Source organism: Mesorhizobium sp. NZP2298 (genome assembly GCF_013170825.1).
Classification (GTDB): Bacteria; Pseudomonadota; Alphaproteobacteria; order Rhizobiales; family Rhizobiaceae; genus Mesorhizobium.
Genome location: NZ_CP033365.1, coordinates 3907233 through 3918638, shown reverse-complemented (window position 1 = coordinate 3918638; position 11406 = coordinate 3907233). Strand labels below are relative to the sequence as shown.

Below are 11406 nucleotides of genomic sequence, written 5' to 3'. Positions count from 1 at the left end.
AGTGTCCGCTTTGAAATTTCGGCCCTTGAGTTTCTGATTGACCGGATGTGAGGCGCAAAGCTGTCATCGTCGCCTTAGCGCTCCAATGCAGCGCCGGGGTTACGACGAGAAGCCACGGTGATCGCTGGGCATCGCCGTGCATGACCACATCATCATCGGGCGCAAGGGATATGCCAGCATCAAGGGCCTGCTTCTGATCTGAGCTAGGCCGATATGGCGAACACGTCATCTTCGCCGGGAGCAAAGCCAGGACGTTCGCACGCAACGCATCCGACAAGGCTTTCGTCATCGACTTCCCGTGTTCCAGCGCCTTTCCGCCAGGCCGCTCGACCATTATTGGTTGGCAGCCAGGACCATGGTCCGACCGGCATGGGACTTCAGTGCCATCGCCGTCTCATGGCGCTGATTTGCGTGGAATATCAAATGATTACGCCGCTTGCGGTCACCGGCCTCGCGCATTGCGACCGCATTTGTCTAAAGTTTACTCCGTACGGTTAGCGGTTTCTCATATTACGCTGCCCTAGCGGTTGGGTGGAGGTGGCGATTCCCCGAGGAGGTTACCCATGACAAACCGAAAAACTCTGTTCGCGGCGCTTGCCGCATTGGCGCTTCTGGCGTCGCCGGCGCTCGCCGGAGGCGGCAATGGGCACGGTGGCGGCAACGGGCACGGCGGTGGCAACGGCAACGGCGGTGGCAATGCCGGCGGTAATGGCAACGGCAATGCCGGCGGCAATGGCCATGGCAAGAGCGGCGCTTCGCATGGAAAGTCTGCGTCAGCCCCAGGACAGGTAGCCAAGGCGGAAACGGACACAACAACCGATACCACGGTAGATACCACGGTCGACACCACCCAGGTTGCGTCCGTGCCCAAGGACAAGAACATCCATGCCAAGCTTGGTCGACTGAACTCGCTGCAGCGCAACATCAACGCTTATATGAATTCCAAGAGCAAGAAATTCGCTGCCATTCAGGCCTTTGTGACGCAGTCGGCGAAAGCCAAGAACGCCCAGGCCGCGGCCGAGGCGGCTGCCGCCACGGCCGCTGCTGCCCAGGTCCAACTGGATACGCTGAATGCGCAATTGACCGCGCTGCAGGCGGACCCGACCGCCACACCCGCGCAAGTCCAGGCTGTGAACGATCAGATCACGGCTCAGCAGGCCGTTGTCGACGCCGACAACGCGGCGGCGGCCCAGGCAGAAGCGGCGGCTGCCGCGGCGACCGTCGGCACCGATCAGGCGTCGCTCGACGCGGCGCTGACGGACATGGCCAACAAACCAGTCGACGCCGAGGTCACGGCTTGGGCCCAAGGCGTCCTTGCCGACAAGATCGACCAGATGGCGACCAAGATCAACGCGGAGACGACGCCTTAGGCGTCCACCAAAACGGCAGTATCCTGATTTGTCGAAGACAATGCCGTCGGGTTCGCCCGACGGCATTGCTGTTCTGGCCGTGGGGAAAACGCCCGAGGGCCATTCAAGCGTGGCAGCCGCTTGCTGGGTTGCTGGAAGGCGTTGCGATGAGCGTCCGATCTGGCGCAGCGGATCGAGCGAAATACGGAAATTTGAAAATCGTTCAATCCTGGAAAGATCGCTCCAGTCACCTTGATCCGCCTGGATCAATCTTCCAATAAATGAGAACGATCTTCAGTTTTTTGGAAAATAGTTTCGTTGAGGCGCCGCACGTGCGCTGCTACCGTTTGAAACGCTTCAATCGGAACCAGGCAATTGCAACGCAAGCGCCCTACCATAGCGGATGTCGCACGGACCGCCGGTGTTTCCATCGGCACGGTATCGAACTTCATCAATGGCACAGCCGGCCTCAGGGAAGACACGCGCGACCGCATCGAGAAAGCAGTCGCCGCGCTGATGTACCGGCCGAGTTCGTTTGCCCGTTCCCTGCCTGGCCGCGCACTGCGCAGGCCAAAAAACCTCGATCACCTGCCAAGGCTTCTGGTCGCCGGACGCGTCAGCGTCGACTTCCTGTGCCGGGTCGACGTGCTGCCGCATAGAGACGACCGGATCACCGCCAGCCATATCGAAAAGGCGCTTGGCGGCCCGGCGGCCAATCTCGCGGTTGCCGCGGCCGGTGTCGGGGCGCCCTACGCCCTTGACGTGGAACTGGCGACGGCGGTCGGCAGGGATGCGGAAAGCGACTGGGCGCTGGGCGAACTTTCCAAGCTGGGCGTCCACGCCCTCCCCATCCGCAGCACGCCCAACAACCGGCTTTCGCAGGCGATCGTCATCATCGAGCGCAACGGCAGCCGCACCATCATCAGCGAGCCGTTCGAACTGGGCGAGGTCGACCTGACCGCCAATCTGGACATCCAGCCCGAGCAGCGCCCGGCCTGCCTGCATATCGAAGGCTTTCACTATGAGACGATGACCGCCTCCATCACACGCTTTCATCAGGCCGGCTGGAAGGTCAGCCTGCATTCGGCCGGCTTGCCCAGAAGCGCGCGCACGCCGGAAACCTTCGCGCAGATGGTCAGGCAGATCGACCTGACCTTCATCAACGACGTAATGATGCGCGAGATTTTCGGCTTTCGCACCGGAATCGCAAGCATGATCGACGAGGTGCGGCTGATGCTGTCACGCATCAAGCCGCGAGGAACCGTCGTGCTCACCCTTGGCGAGTTTGGCGCGGTCGTCTTCCCGGCTGGCGGCGGCCCACAGATCGAGGTGCCGGCACTTCCGGTCAACCGCGTCGATGCCACCGGCGCCGGCGACAGCTTCGCCGGCATCTTCCTGAGCCTGTGGCTGCATGGCGCGTCGCTGGACGCCGCCGCCCGCCATGCCGCGATCGGCGCGAGCCTGACGACCACGGTCGAAGGCGCGCAGGGCTACATCGCGGATTTCGCCACCCTAAAGGCCGCCGCCTTGGCGAGCGACACTGTTATGACAAGTTAAATCAAAGACTTATCTATTTCTGGACATCCGCCCATCAGGCGAAATCAGGAGAATATGATCATGGCGAAAGCAAAAGTCCTTCTGGTCGGCGAGAGTTGGATGAGTTCGGCAACCCACTACAAGGGCTTCGATCAGTTCGGCAGCGTCACCTTTCATCTGGGTGCAACACCGCTCGTTGCCGCCCTGAAGGACAGCGAGTTCGATCTCGATTACATGCCGGCCCATGAGGCTGTCGAAAAGCTGCCTTTCACCATGGAAGGCCTGTCTCAATACAGGGCGATCATCCTGTCCGACATCGGTGCGAACTCGCTGCTGCTCCATCCCGATGTCTGGCTGCACGGCAAGACGGTTCCCAACCGGCTCAAACTTCTGCGCGATTGGACGCTGGCCGGCGGCGGCCTGATCATGATCGGCGGCTATTTCTCCTTCCAGGGCATCGACGGCAAGGCGCGCTGGCACCGCACGGCTGTCGAGGATGCGCTGCCGGTGACTTGTCTTCCCAATGACGACCGGCTGGAAATCCCCGAGGGCTTTCGGCCCGAGATCACCGGCCCCAGGGATCATCCGCTCTTTGCCGGCATCGACGGCGAATGGCCCATTCTTCTCGGCGCCAACGAGGTCGTTGCCCGCGACCGGGACGATGTCGAAGTCCTAGCGCGGCTGCCGCAAGACCAGGGCGGCCACCCGCTGCTGGTCACCGGACGCCATGGCGAAGGCCGCACCCTGGTCTGGACATCGGATATCGGCCCGCACTGGCTGCCCAACAGCTTTGTCGAGTGGCCCGGCTATGCGCGCCTTTGGACCAATGTGCTGCGCTGGGTGAGCAAGACCATCTAGCCACTCAGTCCGATCAGCAACGCTGGGGAACCACCATGACAGCACCGTTTCTTGTGGCCAGAAACATCGCCAAGCGCTTCGGCGCACTGACCGCGCTGGCGAATGTCGACCTGGAGATCCGCTCCGGCGAGGTGCTGGCGCTGCTCGGCGACAATGGCGCGGGCAAATCGACCTTCATCAAGATCCTGGCCGGCGCTCATGCGCCGAGCGACGGCGAACTCGTCGTCGAAGGCAAGCCGGTCGCCTTTTCCTCCCCCAAGGATGCGGCGTCCTCGGGGATCGCGACGATCTTCCAGGAATTGGCGCTTTCCGAGAACCTTTCGATTGCGGAGAACGTGTTTCTCGGCCGGGAATTGAAACGCTCCATTTTTGGCGTCCCGTTCCTGAAGCGCCAGGAAATGCGCCTGCGCGTCGACGGCCTGCTGAAAGAACTCGATGCCCATATCTCCGACCCGGAAGCGCCGGTCGGCAGCCTGTCCGGCGGTCAGCGCCAGGCTGTCGCCATTTGCCGGGCGCTCAATCTCAATGCCAAGCTGGTCATCATGGACGAACCGACGGCGGCCCTTGCCGTCGCCGAGACCCGTAAGGTGCTGGCGCTGACCCGGCGGCTCGCCGCGCGCGGCTGCGCCGTCGTCCTCATCAGCCACAACATTTCCGAAGTCTTCGAGGTTGCCGACCGCATCGTCGTGTTCCGACGCGGCCGCAAGGTGGCCGAGCGGCTGGCCACCGAGACCAATCACGAAGAAGTCGTTTCGCTCATAACAGGCGCTCATCCCGACGTGCGGGCGCTCGAAAAAACAAACTGAAACGCACGTCATTTCCAGAGAGGATCAAACCAAAATGCTTTCACAGCTCAAGAAAGTGCTCGCCGCCTCCGCATTGTCACTCGTTGTTGCCACGACAGCGCATGCCGCGGACAAGCACAAGGTCGCCTTCGTCCCGCAACTGATCGGCATCCCCTATTTCAACGCCATGGAAGCCGGCGGCAATCGCGCCGCCAAGGATCTCGGCGTCGACTTCATCTATTCCGGCCCGGTCGACACCAACCCGGTCGACCAGTTGCAGATCGTGCAGAACCTGATCGACCAGGGCGTCGAAGCGGTCTCGGTCAGCGTGCTTGATGCCTCCAGCATCGCCCCGGTGGTCGAGAGCGCCAAGGCCAAGGGCATCAAACTGTTCACCAGCGACAGCGATGCGCCCGATAGCGGCCGCGCGGTCTATGTGGCCCAGGCGACCGACGAAGGCCTTGGCACGACCATCATCGACGAACTCGTCAAGCGCGTCGGCGAGGACGCAACGATCGGTATCGTCTCCGGCGAGGCGACGGCGTCCAACCTCAACGCCTGGATCGGCTTCATGCAGAAGCAAGCCACAGCCAAATATCCGAAGCTGAAGCTGCTCGCCCCGCAATTCGCCGGCGGCACGGCGGAGCGCGCCGCGCAAATCTCAGGCGATCTCATGGCTGCCAACCCCGACATCAAGGGCATCATCGCCGTCGCATCCTCGACCTGCCCGGGCGTCGCCCAGGCCATCGAGACCGCCGGCAAGATCGGTTCCGTAATCGGCGCCGGCTATTGCAGCCCGAACACGGCGCGTTCCTACCTGAAGAGCGGCGCCTTCGGCTTCACCGTGCTGTGGGATCCCGAGCAGCTCGGCTATCTCACGGTCTGGGCCGGCAAACAGCTGATCGACGGCAAGGCCTTCGAGCCCGAGAACAAGATCGCCGGTCTGGAAAAGCCCGTCACCTATGACGCAACCAAGGGCATTTTGCTGCTCGGGCCGCCGGCTGTCTTCACCAAGGACAATGTCGACAAGTTCAACTTCTGAGCCTGACATGAGCGCGGTGCGACGGTCTGCAAACGGTGTCTTCTCCATGAACGGACGAGAGTGGTCTCTGCTTGTCGCCTGTTTGCTGGCGATCGCCATCTTTTCTGTCGCATCGCCTCACTATGCCACCTCTGGCAATGCGGCGACGGTGCTGCGCAACAGTGTCGAACTGCTGCTGATCGGCCTTGGCATGACCTTGCTGCTGGCGATGGGCGGCATCGATGTGTCGATCGGCATCGTCATGGGGCTGGCGGCCATCGCCATCGGCCGCGTGCTCGGAGCCGATGGCAGTCCGGTGCTGGCGATCATTGTCGGTCCGCTGGTCGGGGCGTTGCTCGGATGCGTGACGGCAATTGTCGTCGTCCTCGGCCGGGTCCCCGCCATCGTCGGCACGCTTGGCCTGCTCGGCGTCTACCGCACCGCCGTCTTTGTCCTGCTCGGTGGGCAATGGCTTTCCGGCCTGCCCTCGAGCCTAACCAACATCCTTGCAACAACCGTATTCGGCGTCCCCGTTCCCGCCCTGGTGATCGCCATTGCCTATCTCATCGTCTGGCTGGCGTTGCGGCGAACGCCCTACGGGCTGCATCTGCTGGCGATCGGCAATTCGGAGGAAAAGGCGCGGCTGTCGGGCATACCGGTCATCAAGACCCGCTTCATGACCTTCCTCATCAGCGGCCTTCTGACCGGCATTGCCGCCACATTCTATGTCGCCACCTACCGCAATGTGGAAATGACGGTCGGCAGCACGCTGGCGCTCGATGCCATTGCCGCGGTCATTCTCGGCGGCACGAGCATATTGGGCGGCAAATGCAGCCTGATCGGCACCGTGCTCGGCGTGCTGCTTTTGAGAATCCTCCAGAACGGGTTGCTGCTGATCGGTGTCCCCTCGCTCTGGCAACCCGTTGTCACCGGAGTTCTCATCATCGGCGTGCTCGGCTTCGAGGCCGCCTCCAACCGCTTGCCATTTGGCCTGATACAGCGGGCCCGCGCATGAAAACGCTCCGCAATCTGCAGGGCCCAGCCCTCACCTTGGCCTTGCTCTGCGGGCTCTGGCTGATCGTGGTTGTCGGCTTGGCTGTGCTCAGGCCTTCGGTCTTCAACCTCGGCACGGTCACCACCATTCTTCAGTTCTCGACGATCCTGGCGCTGGTCGGCCTCGGCCAGGCACTGGTTATCCTGGCCGGAGGCGCCGGCATCGACCTGTCGGTCGGCGGCGCGGTCTCATTATCCGCCATCGTCGCGATGCTTTGCGTCAAGCTGGGCTTGCCACCTGTCCTGCTGCCAGTCGTCTGCATCCTGGCCGGGGCGATGCTAGGCGCATTGAACGGATGGCTGGTCAACGGGCTCGCCCTGCTTCCCTTTATAGCGACGCTCGGCACATTCTTCGTCTATTCAGGCGCGGCCCTCGCCGTCACCGGCGGTGCCACCCAGGCCGGCGTGCCGTCATGGCTGCTTGTCTGGGGGCGTGGCGTGGTGATGGGCATTCCCATGCCCTTCCTCACACTTGCCATCCCGTGCTTCGTCCTGGCTGGCCTGGTGCTGATCTCGACGGCCTGGGGGCGCTGGATCTACGCCATGGGCTTCAATGAACGCTCGGCCAAGCTGGTCGGCATCCCGGTCGATCGCGTGCGTTTCATTCTCTATTGCCTGAGCGGAGCGCTCGCCGGTGCCGCCGGTCTGGTTTCGCTCGCCTGGCTCGGCAGCGGCAGGCCCAATATCGGCCAGAACCTCGAACTTGAATCGCTGACCGCCGCCATGTTGGGGGGCATCGTCATCACCGGCGGGCGCGGTGGCGTCGGCGGCGTTTTCGCGGCCGTCCTGCTGCTGGTCACGCTGAAGACCGGTCTTCTGCAATTGAACATCAACACGGTTTGGCAGGTGGGGATTGTCGGCGCCCTTCTGGTTTTCGTCCTTCTCGCCGACCGACTTTCCCAACGTTGGAGATCATGATGCCGTCCAAAGAAGAGATCATCGCCGCACGCGTCGAGGCAGCAGCCGACCGCATCGTCGCAACGCTGAGCGATCTCGTCGCCTTCCCCTCGATCGTAAAATCCAATCCCAAGGAGGCCGGGCCGGGTGAGCGTGATTGCCAGCTCTACCTGCAAAAACGCATCGAAGCGCTCGGCTTCACGACCGATCTATGGGACCCGGACGGTCCGGCGCTCTATGAAAAATACAAAGGCCGCGCCGGCGCCAACAAGGGCAGGACCTTCGATGGCCGGCCCAATCTCGGCGGCGTCCTGAAGGGCACCGGCGGCGGGCGTTCCATCATGCTCACCGGCCATATCGACGTCGTCCCACCCGGCGCCGCCAGCCACTGGACATCAGACCCGTTCAAGCCCGTCCTCAAGGATGGATTTCTGCACGGCCGCGGCACGGTCGACATGAAAGGCGGCGTCGCCTGCATGCTGATGGCCGTCGAGATCCTGAAGGAACTCGACATTCCTCTGTCCGGCGACATCGTCTTCACCACCGTCGTCGACGAGGAGATCGGCGGCATGGGCTCGCTCGCCATGGTCGATCGCGGCTTTCACGCCGACGCCGGCATCATGACCGAACCCACCGCGAACAGAATAGCGCCGCTCTGCCACGGCATCCTGTGGGGCAGGATCATCATCGACGGCATAGGCGGCCATGCCGAACTCACACCGAATGCCTGGTACTCGAGCGGCCCGGTCGATGCCGTCCAGCTTTGCCGGCAAATCCTCGACGGTATCGACATTCTCAATCGGCGCTGGATGTTCGATCCCAGGAAGAACCATCCACTGATGGACCTGCCCAACCAGATCATCGTCACTCAGATCAATGCCGGCGAACACCCCTCCTCCATGGCAGGACGCGGCGAGATCATCATCGATGCGCAGTATCTGCCGAGCGAGCATGACGAGTTCAGGCTGGGCGGCAACGTCAAACGCGAAATCGAAGAGCACATCGCCAATGTCTGCCAGGCAGACCCCTATCTGCGAAAGCACCCGGCCCGCGTCGAATGGATCCTCGACGCCGACTGCGCCGAGATCCCGTCGGACAATCCGTTCGTCGGCGTCTTCCAGCAGGCGGTCGAGGAAGCCAAGCTGTCACCAATCCTCAGCGGCTTCGGCGCGCACAGCGACATCGGCCTGCCGACCGGGCTTGGCAACACGCCGACCGTCAATTTCGGCCCAGGCGACCCGGCGCAGGCACATCAGCCGAACGAACGGGTCTCGGTGCGCGATCTCGTCGATTGCACAAAGGCCATTGCGATCGCCGTCGAGAAATGGTGCCGCTAGAGCAATTGCAGGAAAAATTGCGAAGGTTTAGAACCCGGCCGCGCTCAAGGCGGATCGGTCCGGCAGGTCCCGGCGATCTGCTCCACCGCATCTTCAAGCCCGGCAAGGTCGAAATCCGCCTGGCCGCGGCCTGACAACAATCCGAACCGCCAGGAAAGCGACAGCCGGCTTGCGGGAACAAGGCGTTTGATGCCGTCGGCGCCGTCGCGCACCAGCATTCGGCCGCGTGACCCGACCGACCAGCTCTCGTCGAACTTGCCGCCGCCGTCGACGCTAACCGACATGGTGATCTTGCGGCTGGCCGAAACCCCGTCATTCAACTGAAGCCATTCGGTCCAGCGCGGTTCGCCGTCCGCCCGGCAGGCAATGGTCAGCACCGGGCTGTAGCTCAAGGCGCCGCCGCCGGTGATCAGCTTGTTGGTCGCATGGAGCGAAGCAGTGACAAGGCCAGCGTCATCCGTGCCGAAGCGCCAGTCGCCGGCAAGCGCGTCGGCTTGGGCAAGATCACAGGCGAAGGCTAGAACGAGCGCCAGGGCGACAGCACGCCCTGTTTCAAAGAATAGGCTCAACGCCCCCTCCAGGAACCATACGGTTTGCAGCAGCAGCGCAGATAATGATCAACGCCCGGTATCGCCAAGTGCCGTGTCCCGAGAAGTGACCCGGCTGTTGCAGTTTCGCAACGAAAAAGGCCGCCTCGAGGGCGGCCTTCGTCGATTCCATCAAGTGCGGGAAACCTATTCGGCGTCCTTGGCGGCCTTCTTCTTCGGCGCGGCCTTCTTCTTCGGCTCTTCTGCCTCGTCGCTGGCCTCGCTCGCCTTGGCTTCGGCCTTCTTGGCCGCGGCCTTCTTCGCGGGCTTCGCCTTGGTCGTGGTTTCCGCTTCCTCGTCATCGGCCATCAGCTCTTCCTTGCTGACCTTGACGTCGGTGACCGAGATCTGGCCGAGCAGATGATCGACCACCTTTTCCTCGAACATCGGTGCGCGCAGCGCGTTCAGCGCTTCGGGATTGCTCCGGTAGAACTCGAAAGCTTCCTGCTGCTGGTTGGCCGGGAAGCGGCGAACCTGCTCGAACAGGCCACGCTGCAATTCCTCGTCCGATACAGTGACGCCGGCCTTCTCGCCGATCTCGGCCAGCACCAGGCCTAGGCGCACGCGGCGCTCGGCAAGACGCAGATATTCGGCGCGGGCTTCTTCTTCGGTCGTCTCTTCATCGGCGAAGGTGCGGCCGGCGGCTTCCAGATCGCGATTGACCTGCGCCCAGATGTTGTTGAACTCGGCGTCGATGAGCTTCGACGGCGCCTCGAACGAATAGGCCGCATCGAGCTGGTCGAGCAGCTGGCGCTTGACCTTTTGGCGCGTCATCGAGCCGAACTGGTTCTCGATCTGGCCGCGTACGATCTCGCGCAGGCGCTCCAGCGATTCCAGGCCAAGGTTCTTGGCGGTCTCGTCGTTGATTTCCAGTTCGCCCGGCTTCGACACTTCCTTGACGGTGACGTCGAAGGTCGCTTCCTTGCCGGCCAGATGGGCCGCCTGGTAATTTTCCGGGAAGGTCACGGTGACCTGCTTTTCGTCGCCAGCCTTGGCGCCGATGAGTTGGTCCTCGAAACCAGGGATGAACTCCTTGGAGCCCAGCACCAGCGGCTGATCAGTGCCGGCGCCGCCGGCAAAGGCCTCGCCGTCGATCTTGCCGACATAGTCGATGCTGACGCGGTCGCCTTCGGCGGCCTTGCCGGTCTTCGGCTCGTAGCTGCGTGCCGATTCGGCGACGCGCTTGACCTGCTCGTCGATCTCGCTGTCCGGCACGTCGAACACCTGACGCGTCACCTTGATGTCCGAGAAATCCTTGATCTCGATCGCCGGGATGACCTCATAGTTGAGGCGGAATTCGAAGTCGGTGCCGCCGGCCAGGATCTTCTCGGCTTCCTTCTCGTCCTCGGTCATGATGACTTCGGGCTGCATGGCGGCCTTTTCGCCACGGCCGGTAATGATCGAGCGGGTCGAATCATTGAGGATCTCGTTGACCACTTCGGCCATGAACGACTTGCCGTAGACCTTGCGCAGGTGCTGCACCGGCACCTTGCCGGGGCGGAAGCCGTTGATGCGGACCTTGTTGCGCGCGTCCGACAGCCGCGCCATCAGCTTGGCTTCCATGTCACCGGCCGGCACGGTGATCTTGATCTCGCGCTTGAGACCGGAATTGAGCGTTTCGGTGACCTGCATCGTAAAACCTTTGTTTTCACCAATGAGACTGCCACGGCCTCTGCCGTTTACAGCCTGCCGGTATAATCTTGCCGGGAATGGCTTTTGGTACGGAACCTGGCGATTTGACCGAAATTACGGCTCAAACTCTCCCAAACTGCGTTCCAAAATGTGAATAAGTTCTTGTTTTTCCTACTTCTTATCACATTCTGTAGAAGCGGATCGTCGCGTCCCGTCACATTTGACACGCCTTTTGTCACAGGCGAGGCTAATTTTCAACAGTCTTCGCGTTTAGGCGAATAACCAGCATTTCGGCCCTGACCCAACATCTTGTCTCCGACATTGACAGAATGATGGCTACATGAGATTGCC

Annotated in this window: 10 protein-coding genes; 8 read left to right on the top strand and 2 right to left on the bottom strand. The window is 62.2% G+C overall.

Going from position 1 to position 11406, the window contains the following annotated elements; genetic code table 11:
* The first annotated feature begins 563 nt into the window (after positions 1–563).
* The 8 genes from EB231_RS18940 to EB231_RS18905 all read left to right on the top strand — a co-directional run bounded on the left by EB231_RS18940 (position 564) and on the right by EB231_RS18905 (position 8836).
* A complete protein-coding gene (locus EB231_RS18940; protein WP_172350206.1) occupies positions 564–1370 on the top strand; it encodes a hypothetical protein in 807 nt (268 codons plus the stop codon).
* Positions 1371–1724: 354 nt separating this feature from the next.
* On the top strand, positions 1725–2906 hold the full coding sequence (locus EB231_RS18935; protein WP_172350205.1) for a carbohydrate kinase family protein: 1182 nt from the start codon (positions 1725–1727) through the stop codon (positions 2904–2906).
* A gap of 60 nt (positions 2907–2966) precedes the next feature.
* On the top strand, positions 2967–3743 hold the full coding sequence (locus EB231_RS18930) for a glutamine amidotransferase (protein ID WP_172350204.1): 777 nt from the start codon (positions 2967–2969) through the stop codon (positions 3741–3743).
* Between the two features lie 35 nt (positions 3744–3778).
* Positions 3779–4549 carry an ATP-binding cassette domain-containing protein gene (locus EB231_RS18925; RefSeq protein WP_172350203.1) on the top strand — a complete coding sequence of 257 codons (771 nt, stop codon included), beginning with the start codon at positions 3779–3781 and terminating at the stop codon, positions 4547–4549.
* 34 nt (positions 4550–4583) lie between these two features.
* A complete protein-coding gene (locus EB231_RS18920) occupies positions 4584–5570 on the top strand; it encodes an autoinducer 2 ABC transporter substrate-binding protein (protein WP_172350202.1) in 987 nt (328 codons plus the stop codon).
* Positions 5571–5616: 46 nt separating this feature from the next.
* On the top strand, positions 5617–6564 hold the full coding sequence (locus tag EB231_RS18915; RefSeq protein WP_246740676.1) for an ABC transporter permease: 948 nt from the start codon (positions 5617–5619) through the stop codon (positions 6562–6564).
* The gene (locus EB231_RS18910) at positions 6561–7520 is read left to right on the top strand and encodes an ABC transporter permease (RefSeq protein WP_172350200.1); all 960 of its coding nucleotides are present in this window, start codon (positions 6561–6563) and stop codon (positions 7518–7520) included. Before EB231_RS18915 ends, EB231_RS18910 begins: the two co-directional genes overlap by 4 nt.
* Positions 7520–8836: a M20 family metallopeptidase gene (locus EB231_RS18905; RefSeq protein WP_172350199.1), complete on the top strand. Its 1317-nt coding sequence runs from the start codon at positions 7520–7522 to the stop codon at positions 8834–8836. Before EB231_RS18910 ends, EB231_RS18905 begins: the two co-directional genes overlap by 1 nt.
* 44 nt (positions 8837–8880) lie before the next feature.
* Here the strand turns inward: EB231_RS18905 and EB231_RS18900 are convergent, their stop codons facing one another.
* Positions 8881–9405: a hypothetical protein gene (locus EB231_RS18900; RefSeq protein WP_172350198.1), complete on the bottom strand. Its 525-nt coding sequence runs from the start codon at positions 9403–9405 to the stop codon at positions 8881–8883.
* Between the two features lie 165 nt (positions 9406–9570).
* Positions 9571–11055 (bottom strand): trigger factor, encoded by a 1485-nt coding sequence (gene tig / locus EB231_RS18895; RefSeq protein ID WP_056572338.1) that lies wholly within the window; start codon positions 11053–11055, stop codon positions 9571–9573.
* Positions 11056–11406: the final 351 nt, after the last annotated feature.